Source organism: Archangium sp. Cb G35 (assembly GCF_001896145.1).
GTDB lineage: Bacteria > Myxococcota > Myxococcia > Myxococcales > Myxococcaceae > Archangium > Archangium violaceum.
In genome coordinates this window covers 292744-314649 of sequence record NZ_MPOI01000004.1, presented here as the reverse complement: position 1 = coordinate 314649, position 21906 = coordinate 292744, and the positions used below count along the sequence as shown (strand labels likewise).

Here is a 21906-nt window from a genome sequence, read left to right as displayed (position 1 = left end):
GAAACCTCCATGCTGCGCGTGAAACAGAACCTGCTCCAGCGTCTGCGGCAAGTCACGACCCAGGCGGATCTCCATGAGTTCCTCCTGGCCGCCATCCAGCTCGAGCACTCCACCATTCCGCCCTACCTGACGGCGCTCTACAGCCTGAAGCCCGGCACCAACCCGGCCGCCGCCAAGATCATCACCTCCATCGTGCGCGAGGAGATGCTGCACATGACGATCGCGGCGAACCTGCTCGTCGCCCTGGGTGGCAAGCCGGCCTTCTCCGCCCCCGGATTCGTGCCGAGCTACCCGGGCCCCCTGCCCATGCAGGTGGACGATGATCTGCAAGTCGGCCTCGAGCCCTGCTCGCAGGCGCTCATCTACGACACCTTCATGCGCATCGAGCAGCCCCAAGAGCCGCTCGCGCTGCCGCTGAAGAACGGAGGCACCTCCCAGTATCCGGCTGCTCCCCCGGGGCCGTACCCCACCATCGGCGACTTCTACGAGACCTTGATCGGCAAGCTCGAGTCCATGCCGGTCACCTGGGGCCCGGCATCCGCCCAGGTCACCCCGGAGACGACGGGGTCGGCCTGGTTCCGGAAGACGGACTGGTTCCCCATCACCTCCCTGGAGGATGCGAAGCGCGCCGTGAATGTCATTGTCTCCGAGGGCGAGGGAGCGACGAGTTCCCCCGTCGACGAGGATGGTGATCCCGCGCACTTCTACCGCTTCGGGGAGATCTACTACGGCGCGCTGCTCGTCCAGGATCCGGCCCCGGGCTGGTCCTATACCGGCGCGGATGTGAAGCTCGACGAGGGCCAGGTGTTCCCGATGACGCCGAACGCCAGTGCGTCCATGTATCCCGCCGGTACGCGCGCGCGGCGGTTGGTGGACGAGTTCAACCAGGCGTACATGCAGATCCTCCTGGGGCTCGACACCGTGTTCCGGGGCCAGCCTCAGCGGCTGAACACGGTCCTGGGCCTCATGTATCAGCTCCGAATCCTCGCCTACGAGGTGCTGACGCAGCCGGATCCCAACAACCCGGCCCAGAGTACCGGCCTCACGTTCGAGTACGTCCCCCAGGTCGTTTCCTAAGGAGCCCGCTCATGTCCCTTGCTTCCCGTCCGCCCCTGGTTCCTGTCTCCGCCCTGACCCTGGCCCTGTCGCTGGGAGGCTTCGCTTGCAGCAAGTCCGCCACCCGAGCCGATGGGGACGCGGACGACGTCTATGCCACGTATGGCGTGCACAACTCCTCGCACGCCAGTGAGTGTGCCAACCGCCAGTGCGAGTACACCCGAGGCCCGGGCGAGCCGGCCAACCCCGTGTATCCGGAGTACTGGACGTCCAACTGGACGATGTACCGGGTCTTCAACAACTACGAGACCCACCTGCCGCCCTACGATGGCAAGCCCCCCGCGCCCCTCGTCGAAGGCCAGGACTATGAGGTCTCGTACGGCACGACCTACTACGACAGCACCTGGAACGGCGGCCAGGGCGCGATGATGGAGCACTACGAGAAGCGCTGTCTGCCGATCTTCCCGCTCCCCAGCAACTACACCTGCTCGTTCATCTCGCTGGGGGACACGGCCTTCTTCGTGACCTACGACTCCGACCGGCCCGAGGGCATGCCGCCGGTCTGCCTGTTCTCGCCTCGCAACCATCCGCCGCGGCGCGACTTCGTCAAGCACCTGCCCTACAGCCAGGGCGACAGCGCACAGCTCGGGGGACGGGTGCAGGGCTACTCCTTCTGGGTGGACCACGCCACGGGCAAGCCCATCCAGACAGGCGCCAGCCCCGACCAGACCCAGGCCGGGGGGATCCTGTTCGGCTATGCCTTCGACAGTACGGCGACGCCCGACCGGGTGGACACCGCCGCGCCTCCCTACCGCCACCCGCAGTCGTTCTACTTCTCCGGCTACCCCGTGGCGCCCGCCAATGCCCCGATCGTCAGCCAGAACTACACCGACTTCGCGATGATCCGGCCCGACCCGGCGAAGACCTGGGACCAGGTGAGCGGACTCGATCCGAAGACCCTGCCCAGGTGCCAGTTGTTCGATCCACCGAACACGCCCAACGCCCTGTTGAAGTCCGGCAAGCCCGCCCCCACCTGGGGCACCATCGGCCGCAAGCGTTAGGCTCCACTGGAGAGGGCGGGGCAGGGCAGCGGGACGTGCCGGCAGGGCCCCCCTGAGACAAGGGCCCATCGGCGAGGCGCCGGCCTTACTCGGCGGGCGCCTCGTCCTTCTGCATCACCTCGAGCAGCTCCACCTCGAACAGCAGCGTCGAGCCACCGGGGATGCCCTGCGTGCCACGGTCGCCGTAGGCCAGGTCGGACGGGCACACCAGCCTCGCCTTGCCGCCCACCTTCATCATCTGCAGGCCCTCGGTCCAGCACTTGATGACGCCGTTGAGTGGGATCTGCATCGGTTCATTGCGCTTGTGAGAGCTGTCGAACTCCGTGCCATCCAGCAGCGTGCCCCGGTAGTTCACCTTCACGGTGTCGCTCGGACCCGGCTGCGCCCCGGTGCCCTCCGTCAGCGACTTGTAGATGAGGCCGGACTCGGTGCGCACCGCGCCCTCCTCCTTGGCCGCCTGCTCCAGGAAGCCCTTGGCCTTCTCCTTCTCTTTCTCCGCGCGGGCGGTGGAGCGGGTACGCGCCAGCTCCGGCAGCTTCGGCCCGTAGGTCGGGATGTCCACCGCGGGCTTCTCGCCCTTCACCTGTGCCCTGAGGCCCGCCAGCATGAACTCCAGTTCCGCGGGCGTCATGTCGAAGACCTGGACCTGCCGGCCCACGGTGACGCCGAGCGCGTAGAACAGCTTCTGCTCCTCGGACTGGGGCTCTCCCTTGGCGAGCACCTCCGAAGGCGTCTTCTGGGCACCCTGCTGCGATGCGCAGCCCCCGAGGGTGAACAGCATCACGGCCGCACCTGCCCACGACATCCGCGAGTTCATCCGTCTCCTCTTTCCCGGGCTCTACCGCTCCCGATGCGGCCCTTCTCGTAGCGCGCTCATGCTGTCTTCGCCAGAACGCAACGTGCGACCGGTCAGCGAGAAAGAGTGACATGTTCTCAAGAGGCGTCTTGCTCTCAATTCACGACGGTCCTGCTGGCGGGGACCAACAACGGGAATTCCCATGAAGCTGGCAGGAACGGTTGTGCTGTTGGTGCTCCACACCGGATTCTCGACAGCCTGGGGCACGGGCGGGTCTGGCCCTTCGCCCTCTCCAGGAGTTCAACCCGCGAGGAAGAGGGAACTGCCCTGGTTGAACGTGCCGGGAGGGCGGATGAAGACGACGCTCTACTACGGTCCCTGGCAATGCCGCCGAGAGTTCATGAACGGGTGTCAGACGGAGTGCGCCAGCAAGGGCCACACGCTCAAGGGGTGCATGTGGCTGGCCGACTTCAAATTCGATTGGGAGGGAAGCCTCGTCCTCTTGCCCGTTCCCGTGAAGGCTGGGAGCCGCTACGGCATCTATCACTGCTGCTGCGACTACCGCACGCTGGCGCCAACGGAGAAGAAACCCCTGCGTGATGCCTGGGAAGGCGTGAGGGAGTCCTTCCGCCGGGATTGGAGCAAGAGGTTCGGAGAATGGCCTTCCGAAGGTGGCAGATACTGGCCCGGCCACCACATCCGGGATCTCTGGCACGGAGGAGACCCGGTGGACCCCAACAACATCTTTCCCGCCGAGCCGATCGTCCACGACATCTACAACAAGGCCTACCCCGTTTGCTACGCAGGTCAGGCCCCCTGGAATACAGTGGGACCCGACCTGCCCTATACGGATTACTGACGATGGCCACGTCCATGAGCAGCTTGCTCGAAGAGGTCTCCCGCGACCATTTCCCCTATTCGCCCGCCACGCTCGAGGAGATCGAAGCCTTCGAGCAGCGGGTGGGCTGGAAGTTGGACCCGGACCTGCGGGCCTTCTATCTGCATTGCAACGGAGCCGAGTTGTTCAAGCGGTTGCCAGAGGCCCCCTACCAGATGCTTCCCCTGTCCGAGATCGTCCGGGCGAGGGTGGCCATTCGTCGCGAGGATGACGACCAGTGGGGCCCGGCCTCGATGTATGCCCTCTGCGACGTGCAGGACGGCAACTATGTGGTGGTGGACGTGGCCCAGCAGCAGAACAATCGTTACCCCCTCTTGGACGGCGACCACGAGACATGGCCAAATCCGGCCTACTGCGAGCAGATCGCCGGTTCGTTCTCCGAGTTCCTGGAGCAGGTGCTGCGCAGCAAGGGCCGCTCGTACTGGCTGGGGAAGAGGTAATTCAACCCATCAACCCCCGGCGACGTCATGACGTCCTGGACGGGCCCTTCACGGAAGGTTGATGCCCACCACCCGCACGGGCGTCAGGCGCTGGGTGGTCGTCCCATCCCCAAGCTGGCCGTAGCTGTTGTTGCCCCAGGTCCACACGGTGCCGTCCTGCTTGCGCGCCACGGTGTGGAAGGCTCCACCGTCGACCGTGGCGACACTGCCGAGGCCCACCACCTGCGTGGGCGTCAGGCGCTGGGTGGTCGTCCCATCCCCGAGCTGGCCGCTGTAATTGGTGCCCCACGCCCAGACGGTGCCGTCCTGCTTCCTCGCCAGGGTGTGGTCGGAGCCCGTGGTGATGGCGATGCCGCCGCCGAGGCCCGCCACCTGCACGGGCGTCCACCGATCGGTGCGCGTCCCGTCCCCGAGCTGGCCGTAATAGTTGTAGCCCCAGCTCCAGAAGGTGTTGTCCTGCCGCTGCACCACCGAGTGGATGAAGCCCGCGCTGAGGGCCGTGACACCGCTCAGGCCGAGCACCCGCACCGGCGTCGTGCGGTGGGTAGTGGTCCCGTCCCCGAGCTGGCCCCAACCGTTGTTGCCCCACGCCCAGACGGTGCCGTCCTGCTTGCGTGCCAGCATGTGCCAGTCGCCCGCGGTGATGGCCGTGATGCCGCTGAGCCCCACCTGCACGGGCGTCGGGCGCTGGGTGAGCGTTCCATCCCCGAGCTCGCCGTAGTGGTTGCGGCCCCAGGTCCACACGGTGCCGTCCTTCTTCAGCGCCATCGAGTGGTAGCCGCCCGCGGAGATGGCGGAGACATTGTTCAGGCCCACCACCTGCACGGGCCTCGAACGGTTGGTGGTCGTCCCATCCCCGAGCTCGCCATACTCGTTGGAGCCCCACGTCCAGACGGTGCCATCCTTCCGCAGCGCCACGGAGTGGAAGTAGCCCGCCACCACGGTGACGACATCCCCGAGACCCGTTACCTGCACAGGCGATGAGCGGGTGGTGGTCGTCCCATCACCGACCTGGCTGGAATCGTTGCGGCCCCAGGCCCAGACGAGCCCTTCCCGATTCAACGCCAGCGTGTGCGCGTTGCCCGCGGAGACGGTGGGGCAGGACTCGAGGACGGGCTGGGAGAACCGTCTGGGACTGTCCACGCAGACGGTGCGGTTGCCCGCACTGTCGATGACCATGGGGATGGCCTTGACCTCGAAGGTGCGCAAGCCGCAGGTCAACCCCGCGGTGCTGAAGTTCCAGCCGCCAGAGGCGCCGGGGCGCTCGTCGTAGCTGCGCAGGACGCCATCGAGGTAGTACTCCAACCGGATCGCATTGGCGGGGTAGGCCACCGCCCAGTTCCCGCTTCCGGCCAGCTCGCCGTAGTACTGGCTGATGCCCACCATGGACAGGCTGGTGACGCTCGAGCCGGCGCACATCGCCGCCCGCCGGGTGCCCAGCGGCTCCTCGTCCGGGGCCCATTCCACCCCGGTACCGCCACAGGCCATCAGCGCGAGCAACCCGCTCAACAGGGCACAGCGAAGGGAACCAGCCGCGACTCGCTGCTGCATACAGCCCTCCAGAGTTGGAACAAGAGTAAAACCTGATTAACTGGTGGTATTACCGAAGTCAACGGATGCGTGGGGAAGTGTGGGTCCCCTTCGCATAAACGCGGGAATCATTCCCGGATATCGCGAAAAAATCCGATCTCGCGACGCAACCCCGAGAGGACCCGGGCGACAATGGGGGAGAGCAAATTTCCAAGGAGATGAGATGAGCATCAAGCGCATGGACGGTGGTGGGGCCTCCAATGCCGCGCAGGCGGCGGCCCAGGCGGCGCGTGAGGCCGCGGCTCAGGCGGCGCGTGAGGCCGCTGCCCGGGCGGCACGCGAGGCGGCTGCCCAAGCCGCGGCCCAGGCGGCGCGCGCGGCGGCGCAGCAGTCGCAGTCGAGCTTCCAGCCCCAGGCGGCCCGCAACACCCTGAAGCTGGATGGCAACGCCGCCCCCCCGGCCTCCTCGCTCTTCACCGAGAACAACCGCGACGGCAGCGTGAACTGCCTGGACCAGGCCGCGGACTTCATCTCCAAGAGCACGCCCCAGCTCCAGGCCCGCTCGGAGATGGTCTTCCTGGAGGATCAGCGCGCCGGCCAGGAGGGACAGACCGGCCACGTGGTGGTGCGCCAGGGCGAGCGCATCCTCGATCCCAGCAGCGGCAAGAGCTACGACGACATGCAGGCGTACCTGCGCGAGCAGCCCCAGTACCGCGAGGTGGGCTCGATCCCCGGCACCACCGCCGCCAAAATCTTCGCCACCGAGCCCGGCTCGCCCGAGCGCGCGAAGGCCCTGGCCTCGGCCAACGTGTCTCCCGAGCTGCAGCGCATGATGGTGGCCGACCAGCCGCCCAGCGTCCCCGACAACCTGCCCGACCCGGCCAACCCCCAGGACTACAACGTCTCCACCGGCAGCGCCCAGGTGGGCCCCGTCACCGTGAACTACCCGGATCAGCCCGGGCCGGTGCAGGTGGAGTTCAGCTCCTCCCTCGAGAGCGAGGTGGAGCGCGAGGACGGCTACGTCACCGTCACCATGAACGCGGAGACCTCGGTGTCCGCCACGGGTGAGCTGGAGCTCAAGGCCGTGTCCGTGGGCGGGGGCGTCTCCGCCGGCAATCAGATGACGTACGAGGTGCGGATGTCGGAGGCGGACTTCGAGCGCATGCGGCGCGGCGAGATTCCTCCGCCCCATCCGCTGGATCCGAACACGCTGCCGGACGGCGGCTCGGTGCGCCTCGAGCAGTCGCAGTTCACCGGCACCTCCATGGAGGCGGGCGTCTCCTACCACGCGGCCGAGCTGGGCATGTCCAGCGACATCCGCGAGGGCGAGGGCATGATGATCGAGATGCGCCGCACCGGCGACAGCGTGCAGGTGACGGCCGGCCCCAAGCAGTTCATCGAGAACGAGGGGAAGATCAGCGTGGGCGTGGGCCCCGTCTCCGTGTCCGCCGGCCGCACCGACACCCTCACCAACTACCAGCTGCGCACGGCCACGTTCGACCTGTCCAACCCCCAGGGCCAGGAGGCCTACAACTCCTTCCGCACGACTGGCCGGATGCCGGAGCAGGATGGGGCAGGGGTGAGCAACGCCCTGCACCTGGAGCGGGTGACGTACGAGTCGCAGAGCGAGTTCGGGCTCGAACTCGGTCCCATCGAGCTGAGCGCCGAGGGCGCCACGAACACCGGCGACCTGCTCATCACCCACCACCCGGACGGGACGACGACGCGCTCGCTGGACCTGGTGTACGGGGGCGATCACCCGGACCTCAACATCTCGCAGCGCTTCGACCAGGAGGGCAATCTCATCCCGGGCAGCGAGAGCTACACGTACAAGTTCGACACGGATGATCCGAACATGCGGGAGATCATGGTGTACGCCTACACCGGTGACGAGGCCCAGGCCAAGGCCGCCCGCGACAGCGATGAGCCCCTGGTCCTGACGCTCACCCGCGAGCAGATGCAGCAGTTGCAGGAGCGGGCCCGCGAGCAGCCCATGGGCCACATGGGCCTGGGTGGCCTGCTGTCCGATTACGACGGCAATCCGCTCGACCCCACCCAGGCGGCGAGCATCCTGGCCGGCTCGCCCGTGTACAACGAGTTCCGCGTGGTCCAGGAGCTCTTCGGCCTCTCGGACGGCGGAAACAATCCGCCGCCCGGCACCCTGCAGATCGGCGACTGAGGTATTCCCTCACCCTCAGGGAGAGGTCCCCCTCTCCCCAGAGGGTGAGGGGGGCCTACGGCGTAGAGCAGGCGTTGTTCATGCGGCTCTGGCCGAGCGCGAACATGATGAAGTCCCGCAGCTCGCCCGGCTTGTCCGCACGGAAGAAGCTGCCCTTGCCCGCCATCGCGATGCTCTTGAGCATGGGGCTGCTGTCTCCGTAGCCGACGACGAACGTGCGCATCGTCTGCTTGCCCGGCATGTCGTCGCGCAGATCCATGCGAGACATGAAGAACGCCACGTCATCCATGAAGTTCTTGTTGCCCACGCCGTGGCCAGCCGGCCAGTTGTAGTCGGTGTAGTCGCATGCCTCCTTGGTGGTGCCGAACTGGTCGCAGTAGTTCACGCCGCCCACGTCGGGGTTCGTGTCGGGGTTGTACGGGTCGAACCTGAGCAACGAGCCATCGTCGTGCCTGGCTCCGTTCGCCTCGAGGAGCTCCATCATCTTGGTGATGGGCACCGTGTTGTCGGAATAGGGCGTTCCACCGCTCACCACGATGACGGCATTGGCCTGGGCATTGAAGCACACGGACCGCGAAACACCGGGCTCCTCCCAGGGCTGACCCGGCAGATAGGCTCCGGTCGACGGGTTGTAGTAGGGCGTCTTCAGCCACTCGACGTAGTCCACGCCCCAATAGAGCCCCGACGCTCCCGTGTACGGGCTGTCGTAGGTGCCACCGTTGCAGCAACCCGGCCAGCCGAAGGACCCGGGGTTGATGGGCTGCTTGAACCAGTTCTGCCACTTGTTATCTATCGTCTGCGAGGAGAAGTAGCCCCCCAGGCCGAACAGGGCCTCGCCGATGGAGCGCTCGTAGTTGTTGAAGCGCACGTTGTTGACGGCCCGCTTCAGCCCAACCCGGTCCAGACTGGCCTCGTTCAAGGTGGGGTAGGACTGATCGCAGGCCGGACGCAGCCTGGCGAGCACCTCCGGCGGATCAAACCAGCCGTGGTCCCTGCCGAACGTGGCCACGCCCATGCGCGTGTTGGGCACCGTGCTGATGACGTCCTTGAGCACCTTGCGCGCGATCACGAACTTGGGCGGACGCACGTTGAGGACCCGGCCGCTGAGCACCCACTTGCGATACGCCTCGGGAGGCAGCGGTGGCTGACCGATCTCCGGGGTAGGGCCATTCTGGTACGGCGAGGTATTCGCCGTCACGATGGGACCCCGCCACCAGCCCTTGGTGTTCAGGCAGCTCATGCACTCCTGGATGAGCGGTGCCATGGGCGAGTAGGGATAGCTATCGAGGTCCCAACCCACCGATCCGTAGCAGGCACTCAGCGTGTCGCTGTAGTTGTTCAGCCCGGTGAGGGAGGAATCGAGAGAGTACGGGTACTCCTTCACCATCCACGCGATGCGCCGGCCTCGAGAGAAGTAGAATTTGTTCGGCTCGAAGAACGGAGAGTAGAAGTCGGGGTCGCTGTCGTAGACGAGGGAGCCGTTCTTCGCCGGGTCCGTGCTGTCCTTGTCGAACCAGCTCATCGCGGAGACCAGCGCCGGATCCGTGCAGCCCGTGTTGATAGCCAATCCGGCCGTGCCCTCTCCTCCGAGGTCTCCCGTACCGGGGTTCGTGGGCCCTGACATCCACGGATAGAGTAGACCCTCACCCCGGCCCTCTCCCAGAGGGAGAGGGGGAGTGCCTCTAGCGAAGATCACGGAAGAATGTGCGCACGTCCTCGAGGAGCAGGTCGGGCGCGTCGACGGAGGCGAAGTGGCCTCCCCGTGCCATCTCCGTGTAGCGCCTCAGGTTGTACCGGGCTTCCAACCAGTGCCGAGGGGGCAGGGGAATCTCCTTGGGGAACACCGCCACCGCCGTGGGCACCCGCACCGGGCTGCTCTGCTCCACACGCTGCATGCCAAATGTCTCGTAGTACAGATTGGCCGCACTCGCGGCGCTGTTCGTCGCCCAATAGAACATCAGGTTGGTCAGCAGCCAGTCCTTGGAGAGCACCCGCTCCAGCTCCCCACCGCAATCACTCCAGGTCCGGAACTTCTCGACGATCCACGCGGCGAGCCCCGCGGGTGAGTCGCTCTGCCCGATGGTCAGGGACATGGGCTTGGTGCTCTGGACCTGGGTGTGGCTCAGCTCCGTCGCCAGGAGCACCGCCGCCTTCTGGCCATATGCTCGAGCCAGCTCGCTTTGTTCTTCTCCGGGTGGCGGCCCCGCGATCGCCATATTGAGGTGGATGCCCACCAGGTGCTCCGCGTGCTCCACCCCGAGCGTCGTCGAGATGACGCCTCCCCAGTCTCCTCCCTGTGCGCCATAGCGCGGATGGCCCAGGTGTTCCGTCATGAGCCGATCGAACGCCGCGGCGACACGTGTGGCATTCCACCCCGGCTCGCGCGGCTTCCCGCTGAAGCCGTAGCCGGGCAGCGAGGGGATGACCACGTCGAATGCGTCCGCCGCGTCTCCTCCGTGCGCCGCCGGATCCGTCAGCGGGCCGATGAGGTGATGGAAATCGTAGTTGGAGCCGGGCCAACCGTGGGTCAGCAGCAAGGGCAGGGGAGACGGCCCCTTTCCCCGGACATGCCAGAAGTGGATGTCCACGCCATCCACCTCGCACATGAATTGAGGGTAGCGATTGAGCTCGGCCTCGTGCCGGCGCCAGTCGTACTGGTGCCGCCAGTACGTGCACAGCTCGCGCACGTAGGAGAGATCCGCACCGTGCGCCCACGGGCCACCGGGGAGTGGATCGGGGAAACGGGTGTTGTCGAGACGGCGGTGCAGATCGGTGAGGACGTCCTGCGGCACATCGATACGGTAGGGGCGTGGAGACATGCGGCTCACGGTGCCACACGCTCTCCACGCCGAGAGATGCTAAAAAAGCATCGCGACGCAGCCGCTCCTCAACCCTGGACCGCCTCGTAGGCCGAGCGCCAGAAGTCCACGAAGGCGGCGGGCGCGGACGGAGAATCCATCATCCGCTGCGTCAACAGCACCCCGATCACTCCCGTCCGCGGATCCCAGTAGCTGGACGTCCCGTATCCACCGTCCCAGCCAAACCCGCGAGGATCCCCGGGCTCGTGCTTGTGAACGATGGAGAGCGCATGACCCCAGCCGCGCTTGTCCCAGAAGCCAGGGCCGAAGGGCGACACGGCCTTCTGCTGCGGGGTGATGTGATCCGTCGTCATGAGCTCGATGGAGCGCTCGGAGAGGAGGCGCCTGCCTCCGTGCTCTCCCTTGTTCAGCATCATCCGCGCGAAGGCGAGGTAGTCATCCGCCGTCGAGACCAGACCACCGGCCGAGTCCGGGAAGCCCGGCGGGCTGCTGAACCGGCTCTCCTGGCCCGCGGCGTCGAAGAGATCGAACCGCCCCGTCTCCTGGTTGCGCCAGTAGCTGGTGGCCAGCCGCTCGAGCTTCTCCGCCGGGACGCTGAAGCCGGTGTCCTTCATTCCCAGGGGCTCGAAGATGCGCTCCCGGTAGAAGTCCCCGAGGGGCTTGCCCGCGGCTCGCGCGAGCAGCACGCCCAGCACGGTCAAGCCGGTGTCGTACATCCAGACCTCGCCCGGCTGGTGCATCAGCGGCAGGGTGCCGAGGGCGCTGATCCACGCCTCCGGGCTCGGGGCCTTCGGCAGCTCGGGGCCCACCGCGACGCCCTTCTCGGCCATGGCCTGGAGGATGGGGTACGGGTCCCGCGTGAAGATCGCGCCCATGCCCATGCGCAGCGTCAGCAGATCGCTGACGAGGATCGGGCGATTCGCGGGGACGGTATCGTCCAACGGCCCGTCGAGCCGCTTGAGCACCTTGCGGTTGGCGAGCTCGGGCAACAGCCGGTCCACCGGCTCGTCGAGGCGGAGCTTGCCTTCCTCCACCAGCATCATCGTCGCGACACCCGCGATCGGCTTGCTCATCGAGGCGATCCGGAAGAGGGTGTCGCGCCGCATCGGGGCCGTACCGCCAAAGGCAGTCGTGCCGATTGCATCCACGTGCACTTCGTCACCGCGGCTGACCAGCGTCACGGCGCCCGGCAGGTCGCCTCGTTCGACATGAGCGGCCATCGCCGCATGCAGGCGCTCGAGCCCCTCCTTGGAAAAGCCCGCTCCATCCGGTGCCGTTCTCACGTTCGCCTGGGTGCCACTGCACGCAGCCGACGCGCCGAGCGCCGCGGCGCCCACCAGCAAGCTCCGGCGATCGATCCCCATGGGGGCCGCGCCATTTCCTCGACGTTGCATGGTCCGCTCCTTCCTTATGACCGATTGCAAAATGCAACCAGTTGCAGGGTAGGAGCACTGGTGCGAGAATGCAACCGGTTTTTCCTGGAGCAAAAGGATGAGCACAGCAGCACACCGGTCGGGGTGTCCGATCAATCTCTCTCTCGAGGTCTTCGGGGACCGTTGGAGCCTCATCATCCTGCGCGACATGGTGTTCGGTGGCCGACGGCACTTCCGCGAGCTGCTGACCCAATCGGAGGAGGGCATCTCGTCCAACATCCTGGCCGCTCGTCTGAAGATGCTGCTGGACGAGGGGATGCTCACGAAGACGGATGATCCCAGTCACAAGCAGAAGGCGGTCTACAGCCTGACGGAGAAGTCCATCGCGCTGGTGCCCATCTTCGCGCACCTGGGCGCCTGGGGACGCAGGTACCTGCCCGTGAGCGAGGAGCTCAGCATCCGCGCGCAGCTCCTGGAGGAGGGCGGCCCGGCCATGTGGGAGCAGTTCATGGCCGAGCTGCGCGAGCTCCACCTCGGTATTCCGGCGAACCGCAAGGGCCCCACCGTCGCCGAGCAGCTACAGGCCGCCTACGAGAAGGTCCGCGCCCGGCAGGCGGCGAAGACCCGGCGCTGAGCCCGCGAGCAGAGCGGGTATGCTCGGGCGCCATGCGCTCCCTTTCCCTGTTCATTCTCTGCCTCGCGCTCCTGTCCGCACCGGCACGAGCTTCCGAGACTCCCGCCTACGCAGCTCCGGAAGGCTCCGCCCCTGTCCGCGCCCAGCCAGAGCCTGTCGCGCTCGGCCCCTCCCTGGGGGCACTCGGCGGTGGCCTCCTGATCGGCGCGCCCTCGACGCTGTTCCTCCTCGGCGCCGGCATCGGCTTCGGCGGTCCCGCCTACCACCTTCTCGCCTTCCCGGTGCTCGGGCCCACCGCGGGCCTGGTGCTGGGGGATCTGCTGTCGGGACATGCTCCGGTGGGCGCCTGGGGCGGGGCCCTGCTCGGCGCGGTGGTGGGCACGGCCGGTGGTGCCGCGCTCTTCTATTCGAGGCAGTACCTCCCCGGCATGGTGGGCCTGGCGCTGCTGCCGGCCCTCGGCGCGGCCGTCGGACGGGGGCTGGTGGTGTCGCTCACGGGGAAGTCCGCGCCCATGGCCGCCCGGTCGCGTTCCTCCGTCGTCTGGACGCTCGCCCCCGCACGGCTCGGTGACTCCGGAACGGGGGCGGTGGTGATGGGCTGGTTCTGAGACGGCCGAAGGATCGAGCAGGACCAGCTCCCGAATCTGGACGGCGAGGAGCGCGAGCTCACCGCCTTCTTCAGCGACATCCGCGGCTTCTCCTCCTTCTCCGAGAGCTTCCAGCACAACCCCCGCGCGCTGGTCAGGGTGCTCAACCAGTACCTGACACGGGTGAGCTCGGCGCTGCTGATGGAGGGCGGCTGAGAAGTGAGGGGGAACGTCTACGTGATTGCCACGATGGGCCGGTGATGCTCGAAACTGCAATGGCCTGGAATGACGGAGGGGCGTAGAATCCAGGTTTCCCCCGTCGCACCCAGGAGTCTCCGCATGTTCCGCGCGCGTATCCTTGGCCCCCTGCTCATGACGCTCACCCTCGCTGGCACCGCCGCCGCCCGGCCCCCGGGCTGCGACGAGCAGTGCGGGGATCCCTCCCAGCCGACTCTCTTGTGCACGTGTTGGGAGCGGGCCGGCGCTCCGATCACCACCTGTGGTGACTACTGGGAGAACCACTGCGGCCTGTTGGTGGCGCCCCCGGGTGACGATCAGGTAACGAGCGAGGAGCCCGAGGCGTCCTTCGAGCCTGGCGATGAGCAGGCCTCGCGGACGGCTGACGTCAACGTGTGCCGCGCCGCCAGCTGAACCGCGGCGAATAGCTGTTGCTCAAACGGACTCGCGGGATCATAAAGCGGGCATGACCCGACTTTCTTCGATTGTTGGACGTTCCTCCCGCGCTGTCCTCTGGCTTCCCTCGCTGCTGCTCGGCCTCACGCTCGCCACCGGCGTGGCGGGTTGCTCCAGCACCCCTACAATCTCCGAGGGGCGCGAGAACCCCAACGGCACCACGGTGACCATCGAGGGCGCTGTCTCGGTGGCACCCGGCACCTTCACCTCCGCACTGGGTGACGAGGGCTTCGCGGTCCAGGATGAGTCCGGCGGCATCTATGTGAAGGTCACCCAGAAGCTGGGTTTCGGCCTGAACGCCCGGGTGCGCGTCACGGGCACGCTGGATGAGCAGAACAAGTTGCGCATCCTCAAGGCCGAGCCCGCGGACGTCGAGGTGCTCTCGGGCACCACGCAGGTGTCGCCCGCCACCGTGAAAACGGGCGAGGTCAACGAGTCCAATGAGGGCCGGCTGGTGAAGGTGACGGGCAACATCACCCAGACCTTCGAGGATGACTCGCCCTACGGCTACAAGCTCTACATCAACGATGGCTCGGGCGAGGTGCAGGTCTTCGTGCACGTGTCGGCCGGCTTCAACAAGGCCCCGCTGGAGGCGCTCACCGCCGGCCAGAGCATCACCGTGGTGGGACTGGCCGCCCAGTATGAGTCCACCTACGAGGTGGCTCCGAGGCAGCCCTCGGACCTCACCGTGAACTGATCACGGCGAGCCCTTGCGCCGGGCGCGCCAGGTGTCGCGCTCCTGGCCCCAGAGCTCCACCGGGCTGTCGCCATAGGGCGGCGGCAGCGTACCGGGGCCCAGCAGGCGCGAGCCCAGACGGAGCGCGACCTGCTTGGACGCCTCGTTGTCCGGATCGATGCAGTGGATGATCCGGGTCCAGCCGAGGTGCTCGAAAGCCCAGTCCATGGCCGCCGCCGAGGCCTCGGTGGCGTAACCGCGTCCCCAGAACTCGCGCAGGATGCCCCAGCCGATCTCCGTTCCCGGCCAGCCCTCCGGAACCCAGGGACCCACGCGCCCCACCCAGCGGCCCGTCGCCTTTTCGAGCACGGAGAACATGGAGTAGCCATTCAGCACCCATGAGCCCGCCATGGCGTTCATGGCCCGCCAGGCCATCGTGCGCGGTTGCAGGCCGCCGATGTAGCGCGCGGACTCCGGATCGCCGATGAGCGTCGCGAAGCCTTCCAGATCCTCCTTCGCCGTGGGGCGCAGGAGGAGGCGAGGGGTATCCAGGGTCGGTCCAGGAGCAATCACCGGGGTCTCCGAAGCGGTGGGGAAGGGGCCGGGTTCTCGCACCCCGTTCCCCCCGCATCAAGGGCCGCCGCGTGCTGGCTCCAGGCGTCAGTTCACCTTCACGGTGATGGGCGCGGACGTCGTGACGTGGCCCGCCCCGTCATACGCCCTGGCCGTCAGGGTGTGGTTGCCCTTGGCCGCGCCCAGCAGGTTCCAGCTGAAGCTGTAGGGCGCCGCGGTGTCGGTGCCGAGGACGGTGGCGCCGTCGTAGAACACCACCTGGGTGACGCCCACGTTGTCGCTGGCGCTGGCCTGGATCGTGGTGCTGAAGGTGAGGAAGGAGAACGAGGTGCCGTTGGCCGGAGAGGTGATGGCCACCGTGGGCGCCACGTTGTCCACGGTCACGGTGCGGGCGGCGGATACGGAGACGTTGCCCACCGCGTCGTAGGCCTTCGTGGTGAGTGTGATGCTGCCCTGGGTTCCCGCCGTCGTGTCCCAGCTCACCGCATACGGCGCGGTGGTGGATGTGCCGAGCAGCGTCGTGCCCGCGTAGAACTCGACCCGCTCCACGCCCACGGAATCGCTGGCGGTGGCGCTGACCGGGACGGTTCCCCGCAGCAGGGAGCCCTGCGCCGGAGCGCTGACGGCCGTCACCGGCGCGGTGTTGTCCACCGTCACCTGGACGCCGGTGGAGTTGCGCTCGTTGCCAATGCTGTCGAAGGCCTTCGCCGTGAGCGTGTGGGCCCCATCCGTCATGCCCGCCGTGTTCCAGTCCACCTGGTAGGGCGCGGTGGTGTCGGTGCCGAGCAGCGTCGTGCCCGCGTAGAACTCGACCTTCGTCACCCCCACGGCGTCGCTGGCGGTGGCCTCGAGCAGGGTGGTGCCTCGGAGGTAGGTCCCCGGCGCGGGCGAGACGAGCGCCGCCTCCGGCGCGGTGTTGTCGGTGCTCACCGTGACCACGGCCGAGGTCTTGACGCGGTTGGCGTGGTCATACGCCTTGGCGGTGAGCGAGTGGGCCCCGTCCGCCACGCTCGTGCTGTCCCAGCTCACCGAGTAGGGCGTGCTGGTGTCGGTGCCAATCAGTGCTCCGTTCGCGAAGAACTCGACCCTCGCCACGCCCACGCTGTCGCTGGCGTTGGCGCTGACCTGGACGGTCCCCCGGAGCCGGGCGTTCTGCACCGGAGCGCTGAGTGCCACCGTCGGAGCGATGTTGTCGACGGTCACCTGGACCCCGGCGGAGGTGCGCACGTTGCCGAGACCGTCATGGGCCTTCACGGTGAGCGTGTGGGTCCCTTCCGTCCAGTACCCCGTGGTCCAGCTCTTCGTGTAGGGCGAGCTGGTGGCGGTGCCGAGCAGCGACCCATCCACGTAGAACTCGACCTTGGAGACCGACTGGTTGTCCGTGGCGGTGGCCTCGAGCAGGGCACTGCCCCCGAGGTACACCCCAGGCGCGGGTGACGTGAGCGCCACGTCCGGAAGCGTGTTGTCGATGTTCACGGTGCTCACAGGAGAGGTTCCCACGCGTCCTTCCGTGTCATGGGCCTTCGCGGTGAACGCGTGGGCCCCGTCCGCCACCGTGGCGCTGTCCCAGCTCAGCTCGTAGGGAGCGCTGGTGTCGGTACCGAGCAGCGTCCCGTCCGCGAAGAACTCGACCTTCGTCACCAGCGAGGCGCTCGCGACCGTCGCGGTCATCGGCACCAGGCCCTTCAGTTGCGCACCGTTGGATGGAGCGGTGAGCGTCACCACCGGCTCCGCCAGCACCGCGAAGGCCACGTCGTCGTGTTCGCCATAGCCACTGGGGGTGCACGCCGACAGGGGATCGTCGTCGAGCCGGAGCTGGGCGCGCACCGCCTGCAGCAGGCCGGCGGGCAACACGTACTCCGCCGAGAGCACCTGGCTCCCCGGCGTGGCCGGCAGCGTGGTCAGGTGCGTCCACGAGGGGCGGGTGGCATCGCTCGTGTAGAACAGATCGATCGAGGCCGGCGCGGCGTCATAGAACCTGGCGTAGACCTCGATCCGCACGCGCTGCCCCGCCGTGAAGGGCCCTCCCTCGACGCTCGACAGCTTGATCCGCTGGATGGCATACGCGGTGGTGACTCCGTCGGAGCAGGATCTGTTGATCGTATTGGGCTGGTTGGGCTCCGAGGTGTACTGGCTCGTCACGAGGTTCTTGGTGTCGCAGACGTCCACCGGCGTGGCGCACTTCGGCACGCGCAGCGTGGCGTCGTACACGGCGCTGACGGGCTGGAGCGTGGTCACCGTCACCGCGGCGCTCGTAGTCACCTTGTTCGTCGCGTCGTAGGCCCTGGCGGTCAGGGTGTAGTTCGCATCCGCGCTCGTGGTGCTGTCCCAATCCATGCCGAAGGGCGCCGTCGTGTCGCTGCCCATCAGCAGCCCGTCCCTCAGGAATTCCACCCGGGTGACGCCGACGTCGTCCGTGGCCTCCGCCTGGAGGGAAATCACGCCGCTCAGCGTGGCTCCGCTGGCCGGGGAGGTGAGGGCCACGGCCGGGGCCGCGTTGTCCACCACCACGCTCACCGGAGTGGTGGTGGCGACGTTGCCATGTGTGTCCGTGGCGCGCGCGGTCAGCGTGTGGCTCCCGCCGGCCACCGTCAGGGTGTTCCACGAGAGGCTGTAGGGCCTGAGGGTGTCGGTCCCGAGCAGCGTGCCGTCCACGAGGAACTCGACCCTGGACACCGAGGAGGAGTCGCTGGCGTCCGCGGAGATCGTCACCGTTCCGCCGAGCGTCGCTCCACTGGAGGGCGCGATGAGCGAGACGGACGGAGGCGTGAGCTCGGGCACGACCATCACCGTCATCTGCTGTGAGGCTCCCACGTTGCCGACCGCGTCATACGCCTTGGCCGTCAGGACGTACTGGCCGGTGTAGCTGAACGAGGTCTGGACTCTGAAGGTGTTGTCGACGGAGTAGCCGGTGCCGAACGGATAGGAGGAGCCGCCCTGGAAGAACTCGACCCGGGTGACGCCCACGTTGTCCGTGGCGTTCGCGTAGACCCACACCTGCTGACTCACGGCCACGCGGGTGCCAGGGGAGACAGAGGTGAGGGAGACCACGGGCACGACGAAGTCGTTGTCCGTCGTCACCGTCACCGGCAGCGAGGCCACCACGTGTCCGGCCACGTCTTTCACCCGGGCCACCAGCGTGTGGCTCCCGTTCGCCACGCTCCGGGTGTTCCACATCACCCCGAACGGCTCCGTGATGTCCGTGCCAATCAGCGTCTCCCCCTCGAAGAACTCCACGGCCGCCACGCCGAAGTCGTCGCTCGCCGCGGCCGACACCAGGGCGTTTCCGGTCAGCGTCTCTCCATTGCCGGGCGCGGTGAGCGCCACCTGCGGCGGGACGGTGTCCGTCGCCGTGCCGGCCGGGAAGACCAGGTCGTCGTGATCGATCCAATGGTTCTCGGGCGTCGTCACGCCGCAGGCCGCCGCGCTCCCCGCCCCCACGCCGTACTTCGCACGCACCGCCTGTAGGCCGCCTGCGGGCAGGACGTACTCCACCTGCAGCGTCTGCACGCCCACCTTCAGGGGACTGACGGTGGCGATGGGAACCCACGCGGGCTGTGTCGCATCCGCCGCCGAGAACACCACCAACCGGTCCACCGGCACGGAGTCCTTGTTGTCGGTGGCGACGTCCACCTCGACCCGGACCCGCTTGCCAGCCGTCAGGGCCGTGCCATCCGCCCCGAGCACCCGGATCCCCCGGATGTTCTCCGCCAGGCCGTATTTCGTGCCGTCGAGGCACCCGTCCAACGTGTTGGGCGAGTTCCGCTCGCTCTCCGCTCCCCGCCCCAGGACCAGCTCCCGGGTATCACAGCGCTCCATCACGGTGTCGCACCGGGGCGCCCCCAGGAGTGGATCGTAGTGGGCGTTGCCCGCGTTGAGCGTCTCGACCGTGACGGGCGCGCCCCACGTCCACTGGCCCGCCGCGTCATAGGCCTCGACGCTCAGCCTGTGGCTCCCGTTGAACGCGGTCTCCGTGTCCCAGGTGAACGTGAACGGTGCCGTCGCGTCAGTTCCGAGGAGCGTCCCATCCAGGTAGAACCCCACCCGCGTCACCCCCCGGTCGTCGCTCGCGGACGCCTCGAGGGTGACCGTGCCACTCAGGACCGCCCCGGCGGCGGGAGCCGTGAGCACGGGCTCCGACGGGGGCGTGACGTCGTTGTCCACCGTCACGTTCACCTTGCTCTCCGACACGTTGCCGGCCGCGTCGTACGCCCGCGCGGTGAGGGTGTAGGCACCGTTCGCCAGGCTCTGGGTCGGCCAGTACTTCTCGTAAGGCGCCTCGGTGTCCGTCGAGAGCCGGGTGGTGCCCGCGTACAGCTCCACGCGCTGCACGGCGAAGTCGTCGCTCGCCGCCACCTTCATGTTCACGCCGCGGCTCACCGAGGCGCCCTCCACCGGCGAGGTGATGGTCACGCTCGGGGGCGTGAGGTCCGCCTCCTGGTTCACCGTGAAGACGAGGTCATCATGGTCGATGGTGTAGCCGCTGTACGGCGCGCAGCCGTTGGAGAAGGAGCCGCCCAGGTGGAGCGCTCCCCGGAGGGCCTGCACCCCTCCCGATGCTGGCAGCACGTACCGGGCCGTGAGCACATGGAGCCCCTGCTGGGCCGCCAACACGCTCGCCACCTGGACCCAGGTGGGATTGCTCGCGTCGGCCGCGGCGAAGAGCGTCAGGCGCTCGGTTCCCGAGAAGGGGCTGACCTCCGCGAAGACCGTGGCCTGGACCGTCACCTCCTTGCCCGCCTGGAAGGTGGTGCCATCGCTCGGGAAGATCAGCAGCCGCTCCAGCGAGGGCGCATCCAGGTACGTCCCGCCCAGTCCATCCGGGCAGGTACCGCCCAGGGTGTTGGGCTGGTGGGCTTCGGCGCCCGCCACGGGACCGGCGATCCCCCGGCCCTCCAGCAGCCGCCCCGAGTCGCACCGGTTGCCCACGGCCACGCAGACGGGCGCCCCCCAGGTGGCATCGAACTCCGCCTGCCCGGCGTTCGCGAGCGTCACCTCGACCGGGAGACTCACGCCGTGGTTGTAGTGGACGTCCGAGGCCCGGGCGGTGAACACCACCGGGCCGTTGAGGGTGTCGAGACTGCTCCAGCTCAGCGCATAGGGCGCCGTGTCATCCGAGCCGATCTTCCGGTCACCCGCGTAGAACTCGACCCGGGCGATTCCCGATTCATCCGTCACCGAGGCGGTGAGGGTCACCGTGCCGCTCACCGTCGCGCCCGCCGAGAGCCCCATGAGGGTGACCTGGGGCGGAGTCTGATCCGCCCCGTTGCCGCGCGCGTACAGCAGCCGGTCCGGAGATTCGGAGTTCGGGTAGAACGGCATCATGCCGGGCGTCGCGCGGGTGGTGAGCTCGGTGGACACCTCACCGGGTGTGGCCAGGGGATGGCCTTCCAGGTAGAGCGCCGCCACCCCCGCCGTGTGCGCGGCCGCCATCGAGCTGCCGGTGAGCGTGTACGTGCTGGTGTCGTTGTTGTGCCAGGCCGAGGGGATGTCCACGCCCGGCGCGAAGAAGTCCAGACAGGCGCCGGAGTTGGTGAAGAGGTAGGGCGTGTCGTTGGCGTCGCTCGTCCCGACCGTCAGCACGGCGGGAACCCGGCCCGGAGACCGGTAACACACGAGCTGTTGCTGGTCGCCCGCCGCGACCGTGTAGGTGACTCCGGCGTTGATGGAGCGGGTGACCGCCTCGTCCAGCGACGTGGACGAGGCGGCGGACAGGCTGACGTTGGCCACCGCCGGCTTCACATGGTGGGCGGTCACCCAGTCGATACCGGCGATCAGGGTGGACACGTTGCCCGAGCCCACGCAGTCCGCCACTCGCACGGAGTGCAGGGTCACTCCCTTGGCCACGCCGTAGGTCGCCCCGCCGATCGTCCCCGCCACGTGCGTGCCGTGGCCATGGCAGTCACCCGAACCGTTGCCGTCCTGGACGGCTGTGAAGGCAGGCACCGCCCGCCCACCGAACTCGGTGTGGGTGAAGCGGATGCCCGAGTCGATGACGTAGACGTGCACCCCGTTGCCGGTGGCGTCATACGTGTACGTCCCGTCCAGCGGCCGCTCGCGTTGATCGATGCGGTCCAGTCCCCAGGGCGGGTTCGCCTGCGTGCCCTGGAGGGAGAGCTCGGCGTCCTCCTCCACGTAGCGCACGCGCGGGTCGTTGCTCAGCTTCAGCGCCGCGGCCTCCGTCATCGTCGCGGAGAAGCCCTGGAGGGCTCGGGAGTACACGTGCTTCACGGAGGCCCCGTGGAGCGTGGCGAGCTGCTTCGCCAGCGGCTCCCCCCGCGTCTTGTCCATGGACCTCGCGGCCGTCTCCTCGAGGACGACGATGTACCGGCCCGGGACCGCCTTCTCCGTCTTCAGCAGCCGGCTTCCCTCCACGAAGGACTTCGGCTGCTTCGCCGTGGCCTCGACATGGAGCGTGGGCTTGGGCTCGGGAGCGGTCGTTCGCTCACAGGACGCGAGCACGAGTCCCGCCGCGAGCAGTGGCACCAGGGTCCGCATGGGTCTTCTCCCCCTCGAAGGAATGAAATCCGTTTTCCTTGAATTGAACAAATGCAGGGAAATTGGATCCGCCCGCGTGCGGAAACCTCACGG

Annotated in this window: 16 protein-coding genes and 1 pseudogene; 10 read left to right on the top strand and 7 right to left on the bottom strand. The window is 67.8% G+C overall.

Annotated elements, in window-relative coordinates; all coding sequences use genetic code 11:
- Positions 1–9: 9 nt before the first annotated feature.
- Both BO221_RS14760 and BO221_RS14755 read left to right on the top strand, forming a co-directional pair.
- Positions 10–1077, top strand: coding sequence for a ferritin-like protein (locus BO221_RS14760; protein ID WP_073561082.1), 1068 nt, complete (start codon positions 10–12; stop codon positions 1075–1077).
- A gap of 11 nt (positions 1078–1088) precedes the next feature.
- Complete coding sequence (locus tag BO221_RS14755; protein ID WP_198956117.1) at positions 1089–2117, top strand: hypothetical protein; 1029 nt, start codon at positions 1089–1091, stop codon at positions 2115–2117.
- 85 nt (positions 2118–2202) lie between these two features.
- On the opposite strand, the gene BO221_RS14750 is transcribed toward BO221_RS14755, so the two are convergent.
- Positions 2203–2934, bottom strand: coding sequence for an FKBP-type peptidyl-prolyl cis-trans isomerase (locus BO221_RS14750; protein WP_083681042.1), 732 nt, complete (start codon positions 2932–2934; stop codon positions 2203–2205).
- Between the two features lie 331 nt (positions 2935–3265).
- Here BO221_RS14750 and BO221_RS14745 point away from each other — a divergent pair, with 331 nt between their 5' ends.
- A complete protein-coding gene (locus BO221_RS14745) occupies positions 3266–3772 on the top strand; it encodes a hypothetical protein (protein WP_233166007.1) in 507 nt (168 codons plus the stop codon).
- A gap of 2 nt (positions 3773–3774) precedes the next feature.
- A complete protein-coding gene (locus BO221_RS14740) occupies positions 3775–4251 on the top strand; it encodes an SMI1/KNR4 family protein (protein ID WP_073561080.1) in 477 nt (158 codons plus the stop codon).
- Between the two features lie 48 nt (positions 4252–4299).
- Here the strand turns inward: BO221_RS14740 and BO221_RS14735 are convergent, their stop codons facing one another.
- A complete protein-coding gene (locus BO221_RS14735; protein WP_233166005.1) occupies positions 4300–5802 on the bottom strand; it encodes a hypothetical protein in 1503 nt (500 codons plus the stop codon).
- Positions 5803–6004: 202 nt separating this feature from the next.
- Between BO221_RS14735 and BO221_RS14730 the strand changes: the two genes are divergently transcribed.
- Complete coding sequence (locus BO221_RS14730; RefSeq protein WP_073561078.1) at positions 6005–7960, top strand: hypothetical protein; 1956 nt, start codon at positions 6005–6007, stop codon at positions 7958–7960.
- A 55-nt stretch (positions 7961–8015) separates the two neighbouring features.
- Here BO221_RS14730 and BO221_RS14725 read toward each other — a convergent pair whose 3' ends face one another.
- The 3 genes from BO221_RS14725 to BO221_RS14715 form a co-directional block, all read right to left on the bottom strand.
- The gene (locus tag BO221_RS14725; protein WP_073561077.1) at positions 8016–9527 is read right to left on the bottom strand and encodes a hypothetical protein; all 1512 of its coding nucleotides are present in this window, start codon (positions 9525–9527) and stop codon (positions 8016–8018) included.
- Between the two features lie 115 nt (positions 9528–9642).
- The gene (locus tag BO221_RS14720) at positions 9643–10779 is read right to left on the bottom strand and encodes an epoxide hydrolase family protein (protein WP_073561076.1); all 1137 of its coding nucleotides are present in this window, start codon (positions 10777–10779) and stop codon (positions 9643–9645) included.
- Positions 10780–10847: 68 nt separating this feature from the next.
- Positions 10848–12173, bottom strand: a complete 1326-nt coding sequence (locus BO221_RS14715) for a serine hydrolase (protein ID WP_083681039.1) — start codon at positions 12171–12173, stop codon at positions 10848–10850.
- Between the two features lie 97 nt (positions 12174–12270).
- Between BO221_RS14715 and BO221_RS14710 the strand changes: the two genes are divergently transcribed.
- The 5 genes and pseudogenes from BO221_RS14710 to BO221_RS14690 all read left to right on the top strand — a co-directional run bounded on the left by BO221_RS14710 (position 12271) and on the right by BO221_RS14690 (position 14763).
- Positions 12271–12786 carry a helix-turn-helix domain-containing protein gene (locus tag BO221_RS14710; protein WP_073561075.1) on the top strand — a complete coding sequence of 172 codons (516 nt, stop codon included), beginning with the start codon at positions 12271–12273 and terminating at the stop codon, positions 12784–12786.
- A 32-nt stretch (positions 12787–12818) separates the two neighbouring features.
- Positions 12819–13394: a hypothetical protein gene (locus BO221_RS14705; RefSeq protein WP_073561074.1), complete on the top strand. Its 576-nt coding sequence runs from the start codon at positions 12819–12821 to the stop codon at positions 13392–13394.
- 12 nt (positions 13395–13406) lie between these two features.
- Positions 13407–13586: pseudogene (locus BO221_RS57615) on the top strand (hypothetical protein); the annotation flags it as partial.
- Positions 13587–13712: 126 nt separating this feature from the next.
- The gene (locus tag BO221_RS14695) at positions 13713–14024 is read left to right on the top strand and encodes a hypothetical protein (RefSeq protein WP_073561073.1); all 312 of its coding nucleotides are present in this window, start codon (positions 13713–13715) and stop codon (positions 14022–14024) included.
- A 52-nt stretch (positions 14025–14076) separates the two neighbouring features.
- Positions 14077–14763, top strand: a complete 687-nt coding sequence (locus BO221_RS14690) for a DNA-binding protein (protein WP_083681038.1) — start codon at positions 14077–14079, stop codon at positions 14761–14763.
- Here the strand turns inward: BO221_RS14690 and BO221_RS14685 are convergent, their stop codons facing one another.
- Positions 14764–15315 carry a GNAT family N-acetyltransferase gene (locus BO221_RS14685; RefSeq protein ID WP_073561072.1) on the bottom strand — a complete coding sequence of 184 codons (552 nt, stop codon included), beginning with the start codon at positions 15313–15315 and terminating at the stop codon, positions 14764–14766.
- Between the two features lie 87 nt (positions 15316–15402).
- Positions 15403–21813, bottom strand: a complete 6411-nt coding sequence (locus tag BO221_RS14680) for an Ig-like domain-containing protein (protein WP_073561071.1) — start codon at positions 21811–21813, stop codon at positions 15403–15405.
- Between the last annotated feature and the right edge of the window lie 93 nt (positions 21814–21906).